The sequence below is a fragment of the Celeribacter sp. genome, assembly GCF_048261515.1.
GTDB lineage: Bacteria > Pseudomonadota > Alphaproteobacteria > Rhodobacterales > Rhodobacteraceae > Celeribacter.
Genome location: NZ_JBLXFZ010000001.1, coordinates 875,845 through 896,857 on the forward strand (window position 1 = coordinate 875,845; position 21,013 = coordinate 896,857).

The following is a 21,013-nucleotide window of genomic DNA, read 5'->3' on the forward strand; positions in this document are numbered from 1 at the left end:
CCCCATGGACAATCTGGAATTGCACTACGACAAAATTGTAGAACGCGATGCGGCCTATGCAGTGGCCCGCGCAGCCCTGTCCCACACACGCCCCAAACGGCTCCATACGCAAGATTACCATGAGATCTTGTGGTTGGTGAACGGCAAAGCGCGGCTGCATCTCGACGATGGGCGGCGTGTTTTGACCGAGGGAGATCTGGTGTTCATGCCGCCTGACTGCGCGCACGGGCTACAGGGCTCAGGCGAGGAAAGCCATCTGGTTAACGTGATTGTTCCGACCTCCGAGGTGGTCGCACTCGCCGCTCGCCATCCCATTGCCACGCGGTTCTTTGCCGCGCGGGGAAGCGCCCCCGTGATCATCCATCGGGACATTCGCGCGCTGAGCCGCCTGTCGAGCCGAGCCGTGACGCTTGAATCCGCACCGCGCAGCACGCTCCACCTTGAGGCATTTCTCGTGCCGCTTCTGGCCGAGTTGGCGCAAGAGGCGCGCGACCTGCCTCCGAACCTGCCCGACTGGCTGGCAAAGGCGTTGATTGCAGCCGATGATCCAGAGGTGTTCCGAGATGGCGCGGCGGGCCTCGTGGCACAGTGTGGCATGACCCATGCCCACGTCGCCCGCACGATGCAGGCACACTTTGGCATGACGCCCTCCGATTACATAAACGCGCGCCGCATGGCCTTTGCCGCGCGGCAATTGGCGGGCACGCCCGATAGCCTGTCTGAGATCGCCACGGAAATCGGCCTTTCCAACATGGCCCACTTCCACCGCCTGTTTCGCAAGCAGTTCGGAATGACGATGCGCCAGTATCGCATCAAGCACCAGAAATCGGTCATTCAACCCGTTTGACCAAGCGGTCAAATCCTTGTCAATCTCTCCGCACCGTGTCAGGTTCGCCGCCAAGGAAGGATCACCCATGACCACCCAAGACACCCATTCGACCACACAGGCCCGCGACGTGACCACGCAATTGCCGCAGGTCCATGAGCCGCGCAATCCTGGTATGCCGCTGGACCTCGACTGGGTCCGCGCCGTTCAGGCCAACACCTCGGCCATCGAGCGCCGCTGCGCCACCCTGCCCGCGCGCCGCTCGATCAAGAAGGACTATCAGGCCGCTTGGCTGCTCAAGGCGATCACCATGATCGACCTCACCACGCTGTCAGGCGACGACACGGCAGGCCGCGTGCGTCGCCTTTGTGCCAAGGCCGCCCACCCCGTCCGCGCCGATATCCTCGATGCACTCGGCATGGGATCGATCACCACGGGTGCGGTCTGCGTCTATCACGACATGGTGGAGACAGCAGTGGCAGCACTCGACGGCACGGGCATCCCCGTTGCCGCCGTTTCGACGGGGTTTCCCGCGGGGCTGTCGCCCTTCCACCTGCGCGTCGAGGAGATCCGCGAGAGCGTCAAAGCTGGCGCGCAGGAGATCGACATCGTCATCTCCCGCCGTCACGTCCTCACGGGCAACTGGCAGGCGCTCTATGACGAGATGGTCGCCTTCCGCGAGGCCTGCGGCGAGGCGCATGTGAAGGCCATTCTGGCCACGGGTGAGCTTGGTTCCCTGCGTAATGTCGCCCGCGCCTCCTACGTGTGCATGATGGCGGGGGCCGATTTCATCAAGACATCGACGGGCAAGGAAAGCGTCAACGCCACCCTGCCTGTCTCGCTCACGATGGTCCGCGCGATCCGCGACTACCACGCGCGCACGGGCTACCGCGTCGGCTACAAACCTGCGGGCGGGATTTCCAAGGCGAAGGACGCGCTCGTCTATCTTGCGCTGATCAAGGAAGAACTGGGCGATCACTGGCTGTCGCCACACTTGTTCCGCTTCGGAGCATCTAGTCTTCTTGGCGATATCGAGCGCCAGTTGGAACACCATGTCACAGGCCACTACTCCGCCGCATGGCGCCACCCCATCGGTTGATCGAGGACCAGAACAATGACCGTGAAAGAGATATTCGAGACGATGGAATACGGCACAGCGCCCGAGAGCGCGAGCGAAGCCTTGGCATGGATCGCCGCGCGCGACGGCACGTGTGGCAACTTTATCGACGGTGCCTTCACCACGCCACGCAACACGATGGAAAGCCGCAACCCCGCAACGGGCGAACTTCTGGCCAAGGTCACCAATTCGGGGGCCGAGGACGTGGAAGCGGCGGTGAAGGCTGCGCGCAAGGCACAGCCGAAATGGGCCAAAATCGGCGGACACTGGCGCGCCAAATACCTCTACGCCATCGCGCGGCTGGTGCAAAAGCATAGCCGCCTTCTGGCCGTGATGGAGACGCTGGACAACGGCAAACCGATCCGCGAGGCACGTGACGCCGACATCCCACTTGTGGCGCGGCATTTCTACTATCACGCGGGCGTTGCGCAGCTGATGGACGAAGAGATGGCGGGTCGCGAGGCGCTCGGCGTCTGTGGTCAGATCATCCCGTGGAACTTCCCGCTTTTGATGCTGGCGTGGAAAATCGCCCCCGCGATTGCTGCGGGCAACACGGTGGTGCTCAAGCCCGCCGAATACACCTCGCTTACCGCACTCGTCTTTGCCGAAATTTGCCGCGAGGCGGGACTGCCCGCTGGTGTGGTCAATATCGTCACAGGCGACGGCGCAACGGGTCAGGCTCTGGTCGAGGCGGACGTCGACAAGATTGCCTTCACTGGCTCCACTGCCGTTGGCCGCGCGATCCGTAAGGCGACGGCGGGCACGGGCAAATCGCTCACCTTGGAACTGGGCGGCAAGTCGCCCTACATCGTTTTTGAGGACGCCGATATCGACAGCGCCGTTGAAGGGCTGGTCGATGCGATCTTCTTCAACCAAGGGCAGGTCTGCTGCGCGGGGTCGCGGCTTTTGGTGCAGGAAGGTATCGCGGAGGATTTCTATGCCCGCCTGATCGCCCGCATGTCCAAACTGCGCGTCGGCAATCCGCTCGACAAGAGCATCGACGTAGGCGCGATTGTCGATCCCGTGCAACTCGACCGCATCAAGGGGCTGGTGGAAAAGGGCGGCAGCGAAGGCACCGTGCATCAACCCTGCGGCGCGCCCGAGGGGTGCTTCTACCCGCCCACGCTTATCACCGATCTGCATTCTTCAGCCATGCTGATGCAAGAGGAAATCTTCGGGCCAGTGCTGGTCGCCACGACCTTCCGCACGCCCGCCGAGGCCGTGCAGGTTGCCAATGACACGCGCTACGGTCTGGCTGCCTCCGTATGGTCGGAGAACATCAACCTCGCGCTCGACATTGCGCCGAAACTGGCCACAGGCGTCGTCTGGATCAACGGGTCGAACATGTTCGACGCGGCGGCAGGATTCGGCGGTGTGCGCGAGAGTGGCTTTGGTCGCGAAGGCGGTTGGGAAGGCATGATGGCCTACACCAAGCCAAGCGGGAAGGCCGTGCCGCTTGCGCCCGCGAAAAAGCATCTGGAGACTGACAAGACCGAGGTTCTGGACCTCGACCGCACGTCCAAACTCTACATCGGCGGAAAACAAGCCCGCCCCGACAGCGGCTATTCCGAGGCGGTCTATTCGCCCAAGGGCAAGCTGCTTGGTCACGCCTCGCTGGCCAATCGCAAGGATATCCGCAACGCCGTGGAGGCGGCGCGGGGTGCGGGCGGCTGGACCAAGGCAACGGCGCACCTGCGTGCGCAGATTATCTACTACATCGGCGAGAACCTTTCGGCGCGTTCCGACGAATTCGCCGCACGGATTGTGGACCTCACGGGCACAACCAAGGGCAAGGCCGAAGCCGAAGTGGAGGGCGCGATCTCGACGCTCTTCACCTATGCGGCATGGTGCGACAAGTATGACTCGGCGGCCAAGCCCGTGCCGATGCGAGGCGTTGCTCTGGCGATGAAGGAGCCCGTGGGCGTCATCGGCGCCTTCTGCGACGACCGTCCGCTGGGTGGCTTGGTTGACGTAATCGCGCCCGCAATCGCCATGGGCAACCGCGTGGTCGCCGTGGCCTCCGAAGCCTACCCGCTCGCCGCCACCGACTTCTATCAGGTGCTCGACACATCGGACGTGCCCGCGGGCGTCGTCAATATCCTCACGGGCGCACATGAAGGGCTCGCTGCACCTATGGCGGGGCATCTCAATGTGGATGCGGTCTGGTCCTTCTCGTCTGCTGATCTGTCGAAAACCATCGAAATCGAGAGCGCAGGCAACCTCAAACGGACGTGGGTGAACTACGGCCAGAGCCGCCCGATCCCCTCCAAAGAGTGGCTGGCACAGGCAACCGAGGTGAAGACCGTCTGGGTTCCCTATGGCGAAGGCTGAACCGCCTTTCGCCAACGCAAGTGTCGGCGCCGCCTTCGATGGTCAGCCCGCGCTATTGGCGTTGCGGGCAATGATCTTTGATGTCGCGCGGGAGCTGGCCTCCGTCGGTGAGATCATCGAAAGCCTCAAGTGGGGACAGCCCTCATACGCGACCAAGACGGGCACGCCGATCCGTCTAGGCCACTCCAAAGGTGGCGCTCCCGCGATTTTCGCGCATTGCCAAAGCTCGGTGATTTCCGACTTCGCAGCGGTATTCGGGCAGGACTTCGAGATTGACGGAACACGGGCCGTTCATCTCGATCCCGACAGCATCGACGCGCAAGACGGCCCTCTGCGCAAGCTCATCGCCTCCGCGCTGACCTATCGGCTGTGAAAAACGCCCCTAGCGGCGACGCTTGAACCAGCTGCGAATGCCGCTTGTGCGGTCGTCCCATGCCTCGTCAACGTCCTCCAGAAGCGGATCAATCGACCGTTCGCGGAATTGAAGCCACATACGGCGGATGAGCAGGATGAATATCACCAGAAGCGTCAGGAAGACCACGTTGAACCACGGGAAGATGGAGGCGTCAGGCCCCTCGACGGGCTTGATCGCAACCGCGTTCGGGAAGATCGACAAGATCTCGTTGCGCCAACCGTAGTGCGTCACTGAATACCACTCAGGTGCGGCCTTCGTCGAAATCGCGTCATTGGCCTCGGTGTAGAGATTTGCCGTGTCGAACTTGAAGTAGAAAGGCCAGCCCCAGCCCGTGTCCTCGTTGCGGTAAACCATCGTATCGCCATCGGGGAATACGGCCTGAATGAACTGCACGTCACGGGTCTGTTGCGTGTCGGTGCCATTCGTAGTTCCCTGCCAGAACATCGTGGTCCAGCCAGAGAGATCTTGCCGTTCCTCGTAGGTATTCACGATCCGCACGATGTCGTGCTGTGGTAGGGTGTAGTGAAACAGCCCGAAGACGGAGAGCACTAGCGCGGTGATGAAAGTCCATTTTACGTAGCGCATCGGTCGGGCCTCACATGAAATTCGTGATGTAAAGGATCGCTGTGAACGCGATCAGGGGGATGATGTAGACGAGCAGCACCAGCTTGGGAAGGAAGGAACGTTCGAACTCCGCCATTCCCTCTTCCACATAGTCATCCTGCGCGCCGATGGAACCCTGTTCGACCCATTCCTCCTCCAACCGCTCGCGCGTGATGGAGCGCAGGTAAATCGACAGGAGCCAGTAGAGCGCCGTCAGCACGACAAATCCGATGACCAAAAATCGCAGAAATCCGAGCATTGGCTCCCCTGTGCTTTCCGTTCAGGCACAGTCTATCCAAGGCGGTGAAGAAGTGCGAGAGCGATCACCCTTCCGCGCGCAGAACCTGTCCGAGCCGTGCCACACCCTCGTGGATGCGGGCAGGTGTCACCATGGAGAAATTGAGCCGCAGCGTGTTGGCATTGGACCCGTCAGCGTAGAACGCCCCACCAGGCACAAAGGCGACTTTCGCCTTCAACGCGCGTTCCAATAGCGCCTTGCCATCCATCCCGCGCGGGAGCGTGACCCAGATGAACATCCCCCCTTCGGGACGGGTCCACTGCACCTCCTCAGGCATATGCTCCTCAAGCGCATCAAGCATCGCGCGCATCCGCGTGGAGTAGACATCCCGCAGGGTGGCAACGTGATCGTCAAACACCGCTTGAGCGACATGCGCCACGGCAATCTGGTTGAGAGTGGCGGTTTGTAGGTCAGCGGCTTGCTTGATTAGAACGAGTTGCGAAATCACAGGTTTCGCCGCGACCACCCAGCCCACCCGCAGGCCCGGGGCGAGAGTTTTGGAAAACGAACCGAGATAGATCGTTCGGCAGGCTTCGATATCCCCCTTCGCTTCGATCTCCATTGCGAGGAACGGCGCAAGGCTCTCACCCTCGTAGCGCAGCGACTGATAGGCGGCGTCCTCAATCAAGGCACAATCGAGCGCATCGGCACGGGCCAGAAGGGCTGCGCGTTCGGTCATGTCGAGCGTCACGCCTGTCGGGTTGGCAAAGTCGGGCGAGACATAGGCAAACTTCACGCGCCCACCCGCCGCTTTTGCGGCCTCGGCAATCTCCTCGGGCGCACGATTGTCGGCGGCATCGAGACGATCAAAGCGCGGCTCGTAGGCGTTGAAAGCTCCAAGCGCGCCGAGATAGGTCGGCCAGCCGACCAAGGCGGTGTCATCCTTGTCGATCAGCAGCTTGCCAAGGTAGTCGAGCGCCTGCTGGCTACCTGCGGTGATCATGATGTTGTCGGGAGAACATGGCACGCCAAGCCCCGCCATGTGTTGCGCAATCCATGCGCGCAGTGGCGTGTAGCCCTCGGAAGTCGAATACTGCAAAGACACGCCCGCCGCCTGTTCCGACAACGCCACGTCCATTGCCTCGGCAAAGGCATCACGAGGGAAATAGGCGGGATCGGGAATGCCGCCAGCGAAAGAAATGATATCGGGCTGGTCGAGCAGTTTGAGAAGCTCGCGGATCTCGGATGCGCTCATTCTCAGAGTACGGTTTGCGAACAGGTCGGGAAGTGACATCGGCTTTCTCCTAGCAGAAAAGAGATATGGAGTGTCATCGTATTTATGTCAATAATGCTGCCCTAAATTTTCCCACATGCACACCCCGTCCGCATAAAGGCGCCACATCATGAGGGTAGGCCTTTTCTCTTGCTTCGTGGCGACCATTTAGGCACGCTCGTCAGGAATTGTCCAAGACGGGAGAACCCCATGAAACATTTCCTTGTCACCGTAAGCGCCGCTGCACTTCTGGCTGCACCCGCGCAGGCAGACGATGTGATCGAAACCCTCGAAAGCGCCATTGAGGCCTATCAGGAAGGCGACATCTCCTATGCGACCGAGGAGCTGGCCTATGCACAGCAACTTCTGAAAGAGATGCGTTCGGACGAGCTGGGCAGCTTTCTGCCCGATGCGCCCGAGGGCTGGACCCGCACCTTGGACGACAGCGCCGCTTCAGGCTATGCGATGATGGGCGGCGGCACGGCGGTGGCCGCGGAATACTCCAACGAAGTCGGAGAACAGTTCACCATTACCATCGCACTCGACAGCCCGATGCTCGCCATGGTCGCGCCGATGATCAAGAGCGCCTCCGCCATGGGCGCCAAACTGGAGCGTGTGGGGCGCGAGAAATTCGCCAATCAGAACGGCGAGTTGATGGGCCTGATCGACAACCGCATTTTCGTTCAGGCCTCGGGTGCCGATGTGGATGTGATGGTCGATGTGCTGGAGACCATGGACTTCAAATCGCTCGAAGATTTCGGCCGGTAAGCGCGTCTCCACCGAACCCACTAGAAACGAATAAGGCGCTCGGGGAGGGGCATCACCCAAGCGCCTTTTCACGTATCCAAAGTCAGGAAACGTGGTTAACGATGACGCCAATCAGGCGTCGAGTTTCTCAACCGCTTCAGAGGCAAAGGCCTCGACGGTCTTCGGCGCTTCAATCGCGATCTGACGTGGCTTTAGCGCCTCAGGCACTTCGCGCACCAGATCGACGTGGAGCATTCCGTTCTCATGCGATGCGCCCGTCACCTTGACGTGGTCGGCAAGGTGGAAACGGCGCTCGAAGGCACGAGTGGCGATGCCACGGTGGAGATAGGTTTTCTCCGTGCTCTCACTCTCTTCGGCTTTGCGCGCCGAGATCACCAAGGCGTTCTCGCGCTGTTCAATCGAGATGTCATCGGTCGAGAAACCCGCAACGGCCAGCGAGATGCGCCATGCGTCATCATCGGTCTTTTCAATATTGTAGGGCGGGTAACTGGGCTGACTGACATCCTGTGTCAGCATCCGGTCCATCAGGTCGGCAATCTGGTCGAAACCGACGGATGCACGGTAAAGGGGGGCAAGGTCAAAATTACGCATAGGTATCCTCCATTGAGCGATCCATGTTGACGTTGTGTCTTCCCATTGCGCCCTTGTGAGACGGCGGGACAGACGGTTCATCGGACCCAGTGTTAGGCGTCCGATATCATGGATGTGGGGAGGAAGTTTTGCGGTTTCAAGACCCTTTAGAATGATCGGCTACTTCGACGACCCGACCACATAGACAGGGGCAGACAGTTCGTCTGCCAAACTGTTGAACTGGCCTGCATCAGCCTTTTTGAAATAGGTCGTTTCGCTAGATGCCATCTTCATCAGGTGTTCAAGCGCATCACCGAGCGCTGTGCCGACGGAGACCTTTCGGCCGCGGAACTGCGCCTTAGCGGAGACCACCGAGACAATCTTCGGACGCCCGTCGGTCATGGAGAAGATCGGCGCGCCTGACGAGCCGAAATCGACGTCACAAGAAGTCACAAGCACCCCACCCTGACGCGCCAGAACATGGCAGGTTTCCTGAAGTGACGCGGCTTGCGACCGATCCAGCGCATAGGAGACCACGCCAACGGTTTCGCCATTCTTGGCAGTTGGGGCGATCTCAAAAGGCACCACTGTGCCGTTGCGCACAGGCCGATCCAGTTCGACCAAGGCAATGTCACGGGTCAGGCGCGCTTTCTTGTTGGCGCTGTTGATCGAGAATTCAGGGTGGACGAAGACACGGCGCACATCGCGATAGGCTTGCGCATGGCCATTACGGAACCCCGCACGAAAGGTGATGACCTCGGGGGCGTGGCGTTTGTGGGAATCGATGTCGTAAATGCAATGGGCCGCTGTCAGCACCAGAGAGGGCGTGATCAGGGCGCCTGTGCAAAAGCTCTCGCCGTCAAAATCAAGCCGACCTACGGCTTCCCATCCGCGACTGTCATCCCCCGTCCGAAACCGCTTGAGCTGGCTATCGGCCATCGCCTGACCTGCAAAGACCGCCAGAAAGAGGATGGTCAGTAGTTTTCTCATTCTCATGTCCCCCAAACCTGTTCGCATCCCCGTGCTAAAGAGGCTTCAGGGCATGATTATGTCAGTTTTGAGAACAATTTGGACGGTTTTTGGCCACCTGTCGCCCAATCAAGCAATTCAACCGTATGCACCACAGGCACATCCATCCCGCCTGCCAACTGCATCATGCAGCCGATGTTACCCGTAGCCACCACATCTGGGGTCTTCTCCGAGAGCGTTTTAATTTTTCGCTCTTTGAGATTTTTCGAAATTTCGGGCTGCAACAAGTTGTAGGTGCCCGCAGATCCGCAACAAAGGTGCGAATCACGCGGCTCGGTGACCGCGAATCCTGCCGTCTTGAGAAGGTCTTTGGGATAGGTCTTGATCTGCTGCCCGTGTTGGAGCGAACAAGCGGCGTGATAGGCCACTTTCAACGTCGTACGGCTCGGATCGAGATGGTCGGTCATGTCGAGTTTCATCAGCACTTCGCTGATGTCCTTAGCCAGTCCCGCAACCGTCGCCGCCTCCTCGGCCAGCGGATCGTTGCGGAACATATGGCCGTAATCCTTCACCGTCGTGCCGCAGCCTGATGCATTGATCACCACCGCGTCCAACCCCTCACCACGCACTTCCGCCATCCATGCACGGATGTTTTTGGCCGCAGAGGCATGGGCGTCTTTTTCCCTGCCCATATGGTGGGTTAGCGCTCCGCAGCATCCCGCCCCCTTCGCCACAACCACGTCACAGCCAAGCCGTGTCAGGAGGCGGATGGTGGCATCGTTAATGTCCGTATCGAGTGCCTTTTGAGCGCAGCCCGTCATCAGCGCCACCCGCATCTTGCGCTCCCCTTGCGCGGGGAACACCTGCGCGTCGTCGTTGCGTGACACGGGCGGGATGTCCTTAGGCGCCATCTCCAACATCGCCCGCAAGCGCGGGTCGGGGAGCAGGTGGCGGAAGGGCTTGCCAATCTTCGCGCCCAAGAGCGCCACACGGAACCGCGACGGATAGGGAATAATCCGCGCAAGGGTCCAGCGCAAAAGGCGATCCATGAGAGGGCGCTTGTAGGTCATTTCGACATGCACCCGCGCGTGGTCGATCAGATGCATATAGTGGACCCCTGACGGGCAGGTGGTCATGCACGAAAGGCAGGACAGGCATCGGTCGAGATGTTTGACGGTTTTCTCATCAGCGGGACGGTCGTTTTCCAGCATGTCCTTAATGAGATAGATACGCCCGCGCGGGCTGTCCAACTCGTCGCCAAGCACCGCATAGGTCGGGCAGGTCGCCGTGCAGAACCCGCAATGGACACAGGCCCGCAAGATCTCGTTAGCGCGTGCGATGCCGGGATCGGCGAGTTGCTCGGGAGTAAAATTTGTTTGCATGGAAGGCCCTTACATCTGCGCGGCGATTACAAAAATGGGGAGCAGGCACAGTAGGAGAGCCGCAAGGTAGTAGGTCTCCTTGCCCTTGCGGATACGATACCACCGCCACCCTTGCGCGGCTCCAACGAGCACGACGCTGATCCCTGCCGAAATGACAGGCACCAACTCGATCCCGTGGAACCAGTCGTCTGGGCCGTTCGACGCACCCAAAGGCAGGAAAGTCATCGCGGCCAGTGCCGCGACCGATGCCACTGCGATGTGCCCGACGAGCGCAGGCCGCCCCGCAGGCAAGACCGCCAATCCGACCGGCGTGGCCACGGGGATAACGAACAAAATTACAAGAATCTCCATCAGCCCATCATCCCGCGATTGAACTTCCGCTCAGGATCGAACCTGTTGCGCAACCCGTCCGAGAGGCGCGCGGTCACGGGGTTTTCGGGATGGAACACGCCCAAGCTGCGCTTGGTCTCGTCAGAAGCGCGCACCAGTGTCGCATGACCCGATGTCATCTTCGCACGTACATCTGCGCCCGCCTTGGTCAACATCCACAGCCTGTTGCCGCCCCAGTCATAAATCACATCCTCGGGCTGCACAGCCGCCACCGTTGCCGCCGCTTCGGACGGAGGCAGGTTTACGCGCCAGACATTCCCCTCCACACCGTGAAACCGTTCGACATCTCGGATTGCGCGCCATGTCGTCTCATTGCGCGCCGCGTCCCATTCGATTTCCGCCGCGCCATAGGACGCGAGGTGTTGGCGCAAAGCGCCGATACGATAACGCAGGGAAGTCTCAAACCCCTCAAGGCGGATAAGGGTGCGTCCCTCCCCCTCGCGAGGGATATGTGCCGCCCCCGTGACGTCAAAGGGTGTTCCGAGCGCGGCGGACATTGCGGCGACCGCCTGCGTATCTGACAGACCATGTATTACCATCGTGACCACGGTTTCAGGCAGGGGTTGCACCTTCATTGTCACTTCCGTGATCACCCCGAGCGTGCCTTGCGACCCTGCCATGAGCTTCACCAGATCATAGCCCGTCACGTTCTTCATCACACGACCGCCATTCTTGATGACCGCGCCCCGTCCGTCCACGCAAGCCACGCCAAGGCAGAAATCACGACAGGCACCAGCGGTCACGCGACGTGGGCCAGACAGGTTGCCTGCCACGACACCGCCAACCGTTGGCGTGCCCTCTCGCCCCAATAGCGCACCCAATCGCGGCGGCTCAAAGGCCAGACGCTGGTTCTCGGCGCGCAAAGTCGCTTCCACTTCGTCAAGCGTCACTCCCGCCGCCACGGTCAGTGTCAGCGCGCTCGGATCGCAATCCATAGCTCCGTCAGGTGCCGACAGAACCGCGCCCGTCGCCATGCCGACACGGCTCGTCCCGCCGCCCGTGATAACAAAGGGGCCGCCCTCACGCACCTTGGTGGATATCTCGTTCTGTGCATCAGCGAAGGTCGCGGATTGTGCGGCTAGAATGCTCATTCCGCCGCCCTCCACGCCGCGCTGACATCCAGCGGGAAGACCTTCGACGGGTTCAAAATCCACTGCGGATCGAACACATCCTTCACCGCCATCTGCGCAGCCAGATCGTCGGGTGCGAACTGATGCGTCATCAACTCGCGCTTCTCAACGCCGACCCCATGTTCGCCCGTCAGACATCCGCCGACATCCACACAGAGCTTGAGGATTTCCGCGCCGAGCGCCTCGGCGCTTTCCAGCTGCCCTGGCTCATTGGCATTGAACAGGATAAGCGGGTGCATGTTACCGTCGCCCGCATGAAACACATTGCCGACCATGTGGCCGTATTCCTCACCAAGCGCCGCGATGCGGTTAAGCACGTCTGGCAATTTTCCGACTGGGATTGTCCCGTCGAGACAAATGTAATCACCCATCTGCCCCATGGCACCGAAAGCCGATTTGCGTCCTAACCAGATGCGCGCGCCCTCTTCCTCCGACTGGCTTTCGCGAATTTCGACGGGGTTATGGTGCTTTGCAATCTCGATGATGCGGGCAAGCTGGTCCGCCTGCTCCTGCTCGCTACCTTCGACCTCGACGATCAGAAGCGCCTCGCAATCAGGGTATCCCGCGCTGGCATATTCCTCAGTGGCGCGGATGATCGGGCGGTCCATGAATTCGATCGCAACGGGATTGAGGCCCGCTCGTATGATATCGGCCACACAGGCCCCTGCGACCTCGTTGCTGTCAAAGGCAAAGAGCGCGGGCTTCGCCCCTTCGGGCTTTGGCAGGATACGCAGGGTGGCTTCGGTCACCACGCCCAACTGCCCCTCTGATCCGCAGATCACCCCCAGCAGATCATAACCGCCCGCATCCATATGCGCGCCTCCGATCTCTACCACCTCGCCATCCGCGAGAACCATCGTCACACCGAGCAGGTTGTTGGTCGTCACGCCGTATTTGAGACAATGCGCCCCGCCCGAATTCATCGCGATATTACCCGCGATGGCACAGGCCAGCTGGCTCGACGGGTCGGGGGCATAGAAGAAACCGTCCCCCTCGACCGCGCCTGTCACGGCGAGATTGGTCATGCCCGTCTGCACGCGGATCACGCGATTGGAATAGTCGACCTCCAGAACCTCGCGCATCCGCGCCACACCGAGGATCACCGCGTCTTGTGTTGGAAGGGAGCCGCCCGCAAGCGATGTTCCCGCCCCACGCGGTACGACAGGCACCCCCATCTGGGAGCAAATGCGCATCACCTCCGACACCTCATCGGTCGTTGAGGGGAGAACCGCGAGAAGCGGTGGACAACGATAGGCCGAGAGCGCGTCGCATTCGTAGGCCTTCACCTCCTCGGGGGCGGTGATGATCGCGCTTTCGGGCAATACCCCGTGCAGCTTCGCGACCAACTCGGGCTTGCGCTCGATGATGGCGCGGTTTGGTTGGGGAAATTCCATGGCGACTCGACCTCATGTGGGATTGGTAAATTTTTATAACCAATTTTAGCTGCTGACAACCCGACCGACACAGCCTACCTCTAGGGCATGCGTTTTTTCGAACAACTCCAGTTTTTCACGATCCTCGACGCCATCGCCGTGATGGTGCTTCTTCTGTCTTGGGTAGGCATCGGGTTAGTGATCGAATACCCGCCGAAGCGCTACCTCTCCACCTCGCAACTGGTAGCGGAGTATCGCCGCATGTGGATGGTGCAGATGATTACGCGAGAGCCGCGTATCTTTGACGCGAGCATCCTCGACAGCCTGCGTCAAGGGACCGCTTTCTTTGGCTCCGCCTGCCTCATTGCAATCGGTGGTGGCTTGGCGGCCCTTTCAAACACGGAACGGCTCCGCGTTGTCGCAGAAGATCTTGCGCTAGATGCGCCCGCGATCTTTTGGGAGGTCAAGATCCTTCTGGCGCTGGCGCTCATCACCACCGCCTTTCTCAAGTTCATCTGGTCCAACCGCTTGTTTGGCTATTGCGGCGTGGTCATGGCCTCCGTGCCCAACGAGATCGACGCACCCGAAGCCCTCCCCCGTGCGGCCAAGGCCGCCGAGTTGAACATCGCGGCGGCGCGTGCCTTCAACCGTGGACTGCGGGGCATCTACTTCGCCCTTGGTTCACTTGGCTGGTTCATCGGTGCAGAGGCGCTTCTAATCACGACGATGATCACGGTCTTTACCCTGCTGCGCCGCGAATTTGCCTCTGGCTCCCGCCGTGTCCTGATGACGGATGAAAGCGACACCACCCCGCCTGCCCCTTAGTCAGCGGTCTGTTTTACCGCCGCCCCTCACGCAGCCACGCAAAGACTGACAGTCCAGCGAGCAGAACCAACCAAGCCCATGCTGGCAGCAACGGGGTGAGCGATGTAGACCGCGTTGCATAGGCTTCGCGCGGAGTGATCCCGATCCAACCGCGCCCTGCGGCAGGACGACCCTCGGCCACGGTGCGCAGGGCGGGCACGCCCTCGGAGAGCGCAAAAATCCCGCCGCGGGTCGCATCGACGGTCGGTTTCAGTTTCTCCCGCGTCGCGATCGTTTCCTCGAACTCGCGTGGGGCGGCGGGCCCCAGAACGGCCACGGCCTCTTCCTCACCCTCACGCAAACGGTAGAGACCCATGGCTTCACCCTCGTACTCCGCGATGAAGAGACCGGGGCTGATTTCCTCCATCGGCAGCACGTCCTCCTCCCCGTCAGGCGTCACGACTGTCACGCTTTGCGCCTGCTCGCCTAAGGTACGGCGGGTGATGGTCATCGTATTACCCTCGGCGGTGGCTGTGAGCGCTTCTTCCTCCAACTCGGGTTCTTTCATCATCCAGTGGGCCAGACGGCGCAGAAGTTCGAGTTGCGGTCCACCACCCTCAATGCCGCGCGTCCAGAGCCACGCGTGATCGGACCCAAGCACCGCCACGCGTCCCTCACCCACACGGTCAAGCAGCAGGAGCGGACGGTCGCCCGCGCCATTCATCAGCACGTCACCAGAAGTGGGTTGCAACTCGATCTGGCGGAACCAGCGGCCCCACGGCGGTGTTTCGTCAGAGGCGGTCACTCCGCCCAGCCCCTCGGTCACGGGATGGCGCGCGCCAAGGTCGGTGAGGCTCGGCTTGTACCCTTCCTCAACCACCCGTCCCGTGGGTGCGGCAGGGATCACACGCTCCAGCGCGGAGCGATAAAGGCTGTCGGCGGAGGCGAAATCAGGGCCAGCAGCAAATAGTACCGCGCCGCCATCTTCAACATATCGCGCGATATTTTCGAGGTAGGCGCCCGGAAGGATGCCGCGCAGCTTGTAGCGGTCGAAGATGATCAGATCGAAGTCATCCACCTTCTCCATGAACAACTCTCGCGTCGGGAAAGCGATCAGAGACAGTTCGGAGACAGGCACCCCGTCCTGCTTGGTTGGCGGGCGCAGAATCGTGAAGTGCACAAGGTCCACGGAGGCGTCCGATTTCAACAAGTTGCGCCATGTGCGCTCGCCGTTGTGAGGTTCGCCAGAGACCAAAAGAACACGCAGACGGTCGCGCACACCGTTGATCTGGACCACGGCGGCATTGTTGCGCGTCGTCAATTCGCCCTCTGCCTCGGGCACGGTGAACTGGATCACGTTGATCCCCCCGTGAGGCAGGGTCAGTGGAACCTCCATCGAACGACCCGTAGGGATCTGGAATGTCTGCGGCGCGCCGCCATCAATAGACACGATGATCGGCGTCGTGCCAGCAGCACTTTCAGGCACCGCCCCTTGGTCCCTTACGGAAAGCGTCAACACCACCTCTTCGTCCAAAATGGCAAAGGATGGCGCGTTTTCAATGACGAGGCGACGGTCCCAATCTTCAGGCTCTCCCGTCAGCAACAGATGCAGCGGCGCGGGCAGATCGGGCGCAACCTGCGCATCATGCAGCTGCCCGTCAGACAAAAGGATCGCCCCCGCCAGACGCCCGCGCGGCTCGTTAGCTATGGCCTCCGCAAGGCGCGTCATCAGGAGTGTGCCACGGTTGTCATCGGCATCACCCACGGTGACGACACGCAATTCGGTATTCGGCATCCGCGCGATGGCCGCTTCAATCTGTGCGCGGGCATCGGCCACCTGCACGGCGCGGGTCGAGAGGTCTTGCGAGGCGCTTTCATCAACGACAAGAACGACAATATCGGTAAGCGGATCGCGCTCCTCGTGTTGCAGCGAAGGATTGGCCAGCGCCGCAAGAATGCCTATTGCCGCCAACGCCCGCCACGGCCAACCGCCAAGCCCACGCCACGCCGCGAATGCAAGTGCCACCGCCGCCAGAGCGGATATCACGGCCAACACCATCAGGGGCAGGAAAGGGTCAAAGACGATTTCGCGGATCATTGGCCCAACCTGTCGAGAAGCGCAGGCACGTGGACCTGATCGGATTTATAGTTGCCTGTGAGCACATACATCATCAGATTCACGCCAAACCGATAGGCGATCTCACGCTGCCGCTCCCCGTTGAACCCACGCCCCACAGGTCGCATCGCGTTCCCATAGGCATCCATCGCCCAAGCCGACGCCCAGTCGTTGCCCCCGATGATAACGGGCGTGACGTTGTCGTTGAGATTACGGAAGGGCATCCCTTCGACATTTTGCGCATCGGCGGGAGCGGCCTCGACCCAGAGTTCCCCGCCTGTATGCCGCCCAGGAAAATCCTGCAACAGATAGAAGGTGCGGGTCAGCACATGGTCGGCGGGGATCGGCTCCAGCGGCGGAATATCGAGTGGGGCGGCCAGTTCCTGCAACTTCACACCCGTCGGTGTCGTCCTGCCGAAGCCAGAAATATCGGCGTCCCGTGTGTCAAAGAGGATGGTGCCACCTGTGCGAAGATAGGCGTTGAGCCGCGTGTAAGCTTCGGCCGAGGGTGTGGGTTGATCCACGCTGACAGGCCAGTAAAGCAGCGGGAAGAAGCCCAACTCGTCGGCTTCGAGATCGACCCCCACAGGCGCGACGGGTTCGACGGAAGTGCGCTGCGCAAGGATGCGCGAGAGGCCGAAAGCCCCTGCTCGCGCCAGATCATCGAGCGCCGCATCGCCCGTAAGCACATGGGCCAGCGCCACCTCATCGGTCGCGGCCAGCGCGAATGCCGTGTCGGTTTCCTGCGCACGCGCACCGCTTGGCGGAACGGCGAGGAAGGCGATCAGGATTGCAGACGCAATGGATCGTGGTCCCCGAAGCCGCCCAGACAGAGCGAGCGCGGCGAGGAGATCCACGGCCAGAAGCGCAAGTGCGGCCAGCAGGAAATGCGGCATAAGAGGACGCTCGGCACGTTGCGTTGCCCCGACAATCTCTGTGCCCGCAGGCCAGATCGCAGGCGCCAGCGTATCGCCTTCACCAATCACATTGAGCGCCATCGTGGCATCGGTCCCCTGATAGAGACCTGGCGGCGTTTCGCGGGAGGCACGAGCTGTGACGAAATCCGCCCCGTCAATCGGGGCACGGCTGCCCGCATCGTGGAATGCGCCGAACCCGTCGAGCAGGCGCAGCGGCTGAAGCACCTGCCCTGCCAGATCGTCCGCCTCCATGGCAACCCGCCCCGACGCCAGCGCCAAACGGTCGAGCATCGACACAAACAGCCCCGACAAAGGCAGAGTCGACCACTCGGCATTGGCGGTGACGTGAAACAGGACAACCTGCCCCTCGCCCACAGGTTTGCGCGTAACAAGCGGCGTGCCATCGGCAAGTGTGGCAATCACTCGCGCGGCGAGATCGGGGTCGGGTTGAGCAAGCACCTGCGCGGAAACAGTCACGTCCTCGGGCACGGTCAACCCGTAGAATGGCGAGGTCTCCGAAAACGGGCGCAGCGCCTTCGGCTCCCCCCACGACATCGCGCCACCAATTGTGCGCCCCCCCGCCCGAAGACGCACAGGCATGAGCGGATCTTCATAGGCCCGCGACACATCGGAGGCGGCAAGGCGCGGTCCCGCAAAACGCATCAGAACGCCCCCCTCGGACATCCAGTCCAGAAGGCCCGCCGCCTCGCCGCCCGAAAGCTGCGCGACGTCGGCCAACACGATCACATCGGGATTGGCGGCGATCAGGTCGTCGAGTGCGCCCGAGATCAGGTCTGCTTTCCCCTCAAACGCCGCGCGGATGTAGTGGAGTTGCGAGAGCAGTTCCAACCCTTCGCGACTCTCGCGCGTCGTTACCAATCCTATCTCGCGCCGCTTGAGGCTGTCGTCAGTGAGACGAAGCGCGGCGGCACTGCGCTGGCCGTCGATCTCGAAACGGGTCACACGGTTGCGGATTTCGGGAGGCATGTCGAGCGTGACCGTGACCGCCGTTTCACCCGCATCAAAGCCCGCCTCAACGCGCGCAAGATCGCGCTCGATTCCCGCAGGATCGGGGCCGCGTGCGATCAGGGTGACGTCTTGGGGCGCGGTTGCGCTCTGTCGCAGGGCCGTGACCTCGACACCCGCCTCGGTAACGTCGGCGGGACCAAGCGCCAAAATCGCGCGCGGATTTTCGAACACCGTGGCCTGCCCCTTATCATCGAGCAACGCGAGAAGCTCCGCACGACCCTCGCGCTCCAGACCATCCGAAAGCCATAGCGTGTCGAAACCCTCTTCAATTGCGCCCAGAGCATCTGAAGTTGCTGCATAGTCTGGCGCAAAGGGTGCAGGACTGAGACCCGCAAGGCTCGGACGCCACGCACGTGGAGCACGGAACTCGGGAGCCGCCGCGGGCGGATCGCTAGCCACCACAATGGTGACAACGCGCTCGTCTACCTGCGCCTGATCCAGCGCCGCTTCGACACGGCCCATGCGCAAGGACCAATCCTGCGCAGACGCCCATGAGCCGTCCAGTAAGATCACGAGCGCCCCCGCCCCGCCACGCTCGACACGCGGATTGAGGACAGGCCCCGCGAAAGCGACGATCAGGGCAGCAACCGCCAACATACGCAGAAGCAACAGCCACCACGGCGTGCGGTCGGTTTCAACTTCCTCGTCATCCAACCCCAGCAAAAGCGCAACACCAGGAAAGCGGCGTCGCAAGGGGGCGGGCGGCACAGCGCGCAGGAGCCACCACAGAAGAGGCAACGCCAGCAGCGCGACCAGAACCCAAGGCAGGGTAAACCCGATGGGGCCGAGAATAAGCATCAGCCCGCGCCCTCCACCGCCTGATAGAGCCACAGAAGCGCCGATTGCGCGGAGGCATCGGTATGGTGACAGGCATAGCGCCACCCCGCAGTTTGCGCCAATTGGGACAGGTGTGCCTTACGCTCGGCAAGACGGTCGCGGTAGCGCGCGCGAAGATCGCCCGCCCGCAGGGTTTCATGAACCACCCCGCCACCCATCGAGGTGAAAATCGTGCGCCCCTGATAGGGAAAGGCCTCTTCGGCGGGATCAAGAATTTGGTGAAGAACGCCCTTGATCCCGCGCGCAGCGCAGGTGGCGATAGCAGTTTCAAGCGCATCGGTCGGACCAAGGAAATCCGAGACAAAGACAGCCCGCGCATGCGGCAGGAAGGTCGCGGCATCGGGTGCGCCATAGTCGGCATCGTCGGTGTCCGTGAGCCCTTCCGCGATGCGGGTGAGTTGCAGGTTGCCCGTGCGCGGCGGGGTGCCAAGCGCGGTGAGCGCGACCCGCTCGCCGCCCTTCATCAACAGAGTGGACAGCGCCATCGCAAGGAGTGCCGCACGGTGCGATTTCGTGGGCAATCCCGTGTCGGAGGAAAACTGCATAGCCGCCGAGCGATCTACCCAAAGATGTACCGATTGCGCCGCCTGCCATTCCTTCTCGCGGACGAAATGCGCATCCGAGCGCCCCGACCGTCGCCAGTCAATATCACGCGCGGGATCGCCTGCCTGCGCAGGGCGGTATTGCCAGAATTCATCGCCGCGCCCCGATTGCCGCCGCCCGTGCCCGCCTAAAAGAAGTGTGCGCGCAAGGTGCTCCGCCTCCGCCTGAAGGGGAGGCCACGCTGCCGCAAGCGCCGAGCCAAGGGCGCGCAGGTCGGCTTGCGGGGTGGAGGGGGGGCGCGATGAAGTCACGCGGCGGACCGTTCCGCAACGGAGGTTTCTGCCACCTGCGCAATGATCGCGCCAAGGTCGTCACCACGGGCACGCGCGGCGAAACTCAATGCCATGCGGTGGATCAACACGGGCCGCGCCATGGCCAACACATCCTCTGGACTGGGCGCAAGACGCCCGTCAAGCAACGCACGGGCGCGGGTGGTGAGCATGAGCGCCTGAGCTGCACGCGGGCCTGGCCCCCATGCGACGGAGGCATTCACCGCCTCGGTGGCCTCGGCCGTGTTGGGGCGACAAGAACGGACCAGATCAAGGATCAACTCGACAACGCCTTCGCCCACTGGCATCTGGCGCAAAAGCCCCTGCGCCTCGATCAACTCGGCGGCACTGAATACCTGATGCACCTCACCTTCCTCGACGCCCGTTGTCGCGATCAGGATGTCGCGCTCGGTGTCGCGGTCGGGGTAATCCACATCGACCTGCACAAGAAAACGGTCAAGCTGGGCTTCGGGGAGCGGATAGGTGCCCTCCTGCTCCAAGGGGTTTTGCGTTGCGAGAACGTGAAACGGCGCCTCAAGATCATGAGGCTGACCCGCGATGGTCACGCTTTTCTCCTGCATCGCTTGCAAGAGCGCGGACTGCGTACGCGGGCTGGCGCGGTTGATCTCGTCGGCCAGAAGCAACTGGCAGAACACCGGCCCCTCGATGAAGCGGAAAGCGCGTGTCCCGTCCGCCGCCGTTTCCAGCACTTCGGAGCCAAGAATATCGGCGGGCATCAGATCGGGCGTAAACTGCACCCGCGCGCCCTTGAGCCCCATCACGGTGGACAGCGTATCGACCAGTCGCGTTTTACCAAGGCCAGGAAGGCCCAACAAAAGCGCATGACCGCCGCACAGCATGGAAGAAAGAACGAGGTCCACGACCTCCTCCTGCCCGATAAAGCGCCGTTCAATCGACGCTTTCGCCGCCGCCAGTTTCTCACCCAAAGCCTCGATTCGGATGACGAGTTCTGCTTCGGCCATGGCTTCACCTCCATTTGTGTTTCATGCCACTATAGTGGCAGGTAAGTCATAAGACACAATCGGCAAAGCC

General features: G+C 61.6%; 19 protein-coding genes. 6 read left to right on the forward strand and 13 right to left on the reverse strand.

What is annotated here, in order from left to right; genetic code table 11:
• Positions 1–19: 19 nt before the first annotated feature.
• The 4 genes from ACN0SC_RS04235 (at position 20) to ACN0SC_RS04250 (ending at position 4,647) form a co-directional block, all read left to right on the forward strand.
• Positions 20–847 carry a helix-turn-helix domain-containing protein gene (locus ACN0SC_RS04235; protein ID WP_417248404.1) on the forward strand — a complete coding sequence of 276 codons (828 nt, stop codon included), beginning with the start codon at positions 20–22 and terminating at the stop codon, positions 845–847.
• A 67-nt stretch (positions 848–914) separates the two neighbouring features.
• On the forward strand, positions 915–1,925 hold the full coding sequence (gene deoC / locus ACN0SC_RS04240) for a deoxyribose-phosphate aldolase (protein ID WP_417248405.1): 1,011 nt from the start codon (positions 915–917) through the stop codon (positions 1,923–1,925).
• A 15-nt stretch (positions 1,926–1,940) separates the two neighbouring features.
• Positions 1,941–4,274, forward strand: a complete 2,334-nt coding sequence (locus tag ACN0SC_RS04245) for an aldehyde dehydrogenase family protein (RefSeq protein WP_417248406.1) — start codon at positions 1,941–1,943, stop codon at positions 4,272–4,274.
• Positions 4,261–4,647, forward strand: a complete 387-nt coding sequence (locus ACN0SC_RS04250; protein WP_417248407.1) for a DUF1801 domain-containing protein — start codon at positions 4,261–4,263, stop codon at positions 4,645–4,647. Before ACN0SC_RS04245 ends, ACN0SC_RS04250 begins: the two co-directional genes overlap by 14 nt.
• A 9-nt stretch (positions 4,648–4,656) precedes the next feature.
• Here ACN0SC_RS04250 and ACN0SC_RS04255 read toward each other — a convergent pair whose 3' ends face one another.
• The 3 genes from ACN0SC_RS04255 to ACN0SC_RS04265 all read right to left on the reverse strand — a co-directional run bounded on the left by ACN0SC_RS04255 (position 4,657) and on the right by ACN0SC_RS04265 (position 6,824).
• Complete coding sequence (locus tag ACN0SC_RS04255) at positions 4,657–5,274, reverse strand: DUF1523 family protein (RefSeq protein WP_417248408.1); 618 nt, start codon at positions 5,272–5,274, stop codon at positions 4,657–4,659.
• Positions 5,275–5,284: 10 nt separating this feature from the next.
• Entirely contained in the window at positions 5,285–5,551 is a 267-nt protein-coding gene (locus ACN0SC_RS04260; protein ID WP_417248409.1) for a hypothetical protein, read from the reverse strand.
• 64 nt (positions 5,552–5,615) lie between these two features.
• The gene (locus tag ACN0SC_RS04265) at positions 5,616–6,824 is read right to left on the reverse strand and encodes a PLP-dependent aminotransferase family protein (RefSeq protein WP_417248410.1); all 1,209 of its coding nucleotides are present in this window, start codon (positions 6,822–6,824) and stop codon (positions 5,616–5,618) included.
• A gap of 189 nt (positions 6,825–7,013) precedes the next feature.
• Between ACN0SC_RS04265 and ACN0SC_RS04270 the strand changes: the two genes are divergently transcribed.
• Positions 7,014–7,571, forward strand: coding sequence for a hypothetical protein (locus ACN0SC_RS04270; protein WP_417248411.1), 558 nt, complete (start codon positions 7,014–7,016; stop codon positions 7,569–7,571).
• Between the two features lie 111 nt (positions 7,572–7,682).
• On the opposite strand, the gene ACN0SC_RS04275 is transcribed toward ACN0SC_RS04270, so the two are convergent.
• From ACN0SC_RS04275 to ACN0SC_RS04300, 6 genes are all read right to left on the reverse strand, one after another.
• Complete coding sequence (locus tag ACN0SC_RS04275) at positions 7,683–8,162, reverse strand: Hsp20 family protein (protein WP_417248412.1); 480 nt, start codon at positions 8,160–8,162, stop codon at positions 7,683–7,685.
• Positions 8,163–8,321: 159 nt separating this feature from the next.
• Entirely contained in the window at positions 8,322–9,131 is an 810-nt protein-coding gene (locus ACN0SC_RS04280; RefSeq protein ID WP_417248413.1) for a trypsin-like serine peptidase, read from the reverse strand.
• 56 nt (positions 9,132–9,187) lie between these two features.
• Entirely contained in the window at positions 9,188–10,492 is a 1,305-nt protein-coding gene (gene glcF / locus ACN0SC_RS04285) for a glycolate oxidase subunit GlcF (RefSeq protein WP_417248414.1), read from the reverse strand.
• 9 nt (positions 10,493–10,501) lie between these two features.
• The gene (locus ACN0SC_RS04290) at positions 10,502–10,843 is read right to left on the reverse strand and encodes a hypothetical protein (RefSeq protein WP_417248415.1); all 342 of its coding nucleotides are present in this window, start codon (positions 10,841–10,843) and stop codon (positions 10,502–10,504) included.
• Positions 10,843–11,973, reverse strand: a complete 1,131-nt coding sequence (locus tag ACN0SC_RS04295) for an FAD-binding protein (protein WP_417248416.1) — start codon at positions 11,971–11,973, stop codon at positions 10,843–10,845. Before ACN0SC_RS04295 ends, ACN0SC_RS04290 begins: the two co-directional genes overlap by 1 nt.
• Complete coding sequence (locus ACN0SC_RS04300; protein ID WP_417248417.1) at positions 11,970–13,406, reverse strand: FAD-linked oxidase C-terminal domain-containing protein; 1,437 nt, start codon at positions 13,404–13,406, stop codon at positions 11,970–11,972. The genes ACN0SC_RS04295 and ACN0SC_RS04300 overlap by 4 nt, the downstream gene beginning before the upstream one ends.
• Positions 13,407–13,493: 87 nt before the next feature.
• On the opposite strand from ACN0SC_RS04300, the gene ACN0SC_RS04305 reads away from it, so the two are divergent.
• The gene (locus ACN0SC_RS04305; protein ID WP_417248418.1) at positions 13,494–14,210 is read left to right on the forward strand and encodes a DUF599 domain-containing protein; all 717 of its coding nucleotides are present in this window, start codon (positions 13,494–13,496) and stop codon (positions 14,208–14,210) included.
• A 13-nt stretch (positions 14,211–14,223) separates the two neighbouring features.
• Here the strand turns inward: ACN0SC_RS04305 and ACN0SC_RS04310 are convergent, their stop codons facing one another.
• The 4 genes from ACN0SC_RS04310 to ACN0SC_RS04325 are packed head-to-tail and all read right to left on the reverse strand — an operon-like array spanning position 14,224 to position 20,943.
• On the reverse strand, positions 14,224–16,287 hold the full coding sequence (locus ACN0SC_RS04310; protein ID WP_417248419.1) for a hypothetical protein: 2,064 nt from the start codon (positions 16,285–16,287) through the stop codon (positions 14,224–14,226).
• Positions 16,284–19,049: a DUF4159 domain-containing protein gene (locus ACN0SC_RS04315; protein WP_417248420.1), complete on the reverse strand. Its 2,766-nt coding sequence runs from the start codon at positions 19,047–19,049 to the stop codon at positions 16,284–16,286. Before ACN0SC_RS04315 ends, ACN0SC_RS04310 begins: the two co-directional genes overlap by 4 nt.
• Entirely contained in the window at positions 19,049–19,942 is an 894-nt protein-coding gene (locus tag ACN0SC_RS04320) for a DUF58 domain-containing protein (protein WP_417248421.1), read from the reverse strand. Before ACN0SC_RS04320 ends, ACN0SC_RS04315 begins: the two co-directional genes overlap by 1 nt.
• The gene (locus ACN0SC_RS04325) at positions 19,939–20,943 is read right to left on the reverse strand and encodes an AAA family ATPase (RefSeq protein WP_417248422.1); all 1,005 of its coding nucleotides are present in this window, start codon (positions 20,941–20,943) and stop codon (positions 19,939–19,941) included. The genes ACN0SC_RS04320 and ACN0SC_RS04325 overlap by 4 nt, the downstream gene beginning before the upstream one ends.
• Positions 20,944–21,013: the final 70 nt, after the last annotated feature.

Excerpts from the sequence above, each read along its gene's own strand:
- ACN0SC_RS04300 (WP_417248417.1), bottom strand. The coding sequence starts at position 13,406 with ATGGAATTTCCCCAACCAAACCGCGCCATCATCGAGCGCAAGCCCGAG.
- ACN0SC_RS04315 (WP_417248420.1), bottom strand. The coding sequence starts at position 19,049 with ATGCTTATTCTCGGCCCCATCGGGTTTACCCTGCCTTGGGTTCTGGTC.
- ACN0SC_RS04260 (WP_417248409.1), bottom strand. The coding sequence starts at position 5,551 with ATGCTCGGATTTCTGCGATTTTTGGTCATCGGATTTGTCGTGCTGACG.
- ACN0SC_RS04325 (WP_417248422.1), bottom strand. The coding sequence starts at position 20,943 with ATGGCCGAAGCAGAACTCGTCATCCGAATCGAGGCTTTGGGTGAGAAA.
- deoC (WP_417248405.1), top strand. The coding sequence starts at position 915 with ATGACCACCCAAGACACCCATTCGACCACACAGGCCCGCGACGTGACC.
- ACN0SC_RS04245 (WP_417248406.1), top strand. The coding sequence starts at position 1,941 with ATGACCGTGAAAGAGATATTCGAGACGATGGAATACGGCACAGCGCCC.
- ACN0SC_RS04280 (WP_417248413.1), bottom strand. The coding sequence starts at position 9,131 with ATGAGAAAACTACTGACCATCCTCTTTCTGGCGGTCTTTGCAGGTCAG.
- ACN0SC_RS04310 (WP_417248419.1), bottom strand. The coding sequence starts at position 16,287 with ATGATCCGCGAAATCGTCTTTGACCCTTTCCTGCCCCTGATGGTGTTG.
- ACN0SC_RS04265 (WP_417248410.1), bottom strand. The coding sequence starts at position 6,824 with ATGTCACTTCCCGACCTGTTCGCAAACCGTACTCTGAGAATGAGCGCA.
- ACN0SC_RS04250 (WP_417248407.1), top strand. The coding sequence starts at position 4,261 with ATGGCGAAGGCTGAACCGCCTTTCGCCAACGCAAGTGTCGGCGCCGCC.
- ACN0SC_RS04255 (WP_417248408.1), bottom strand. The coding sequence starts at position 5,274 with ATGCGCTACGTAAAATGGACTTTCATCACCGCGCTAGTGCTCTCCGTC.
- ACN0SC_RS04305 (WP_417248418.1), top strand. The coding sequence starts at position 13,494 with ATGCGTTTTTTCGAACAACTCCAGTTTTTCACGATCCTCGACGCCATC.
- ACN0SC_RS04295 (WP_417248416.1), bottom strand. The coding sequence starts at position 11,973 with ATGAGCATTCTAGCCGCACAATCCGCGACCTTCGCTGATGCACAGAAC.
- ACN0SC_RS04270 (WP_417248411.1), top strand. The coding sequence starts at position 7,014 with ATGAAACATTTCCTTGTCACCGTAAGCGCCGCTGCACTTCTGGCTGCA.
- ACN0SC_RS04290 (WP_417248415.1), bottom strand. The coding sequence starts at position 10,843 with ATGGAGATTCTTGTAATTTTGTTCGTTATCCCCGTGGCCACGCCGGTC.
- ACN0SC_RS04275 (WP_417248412.1), bottom strand. The coding sequence starts at position 8,162 with ATGCGTAATTTTGACCTTGCCCCCCTTTACCGTGCATCCGTCGGTTTC.
- glcF (WP_417248414.1), bottom strand. The coding sequence starts at position 10,492 with ATGCAAACAAATTTTACTCCCGAGCAACTCGCCGATCCCGGCATCGCA.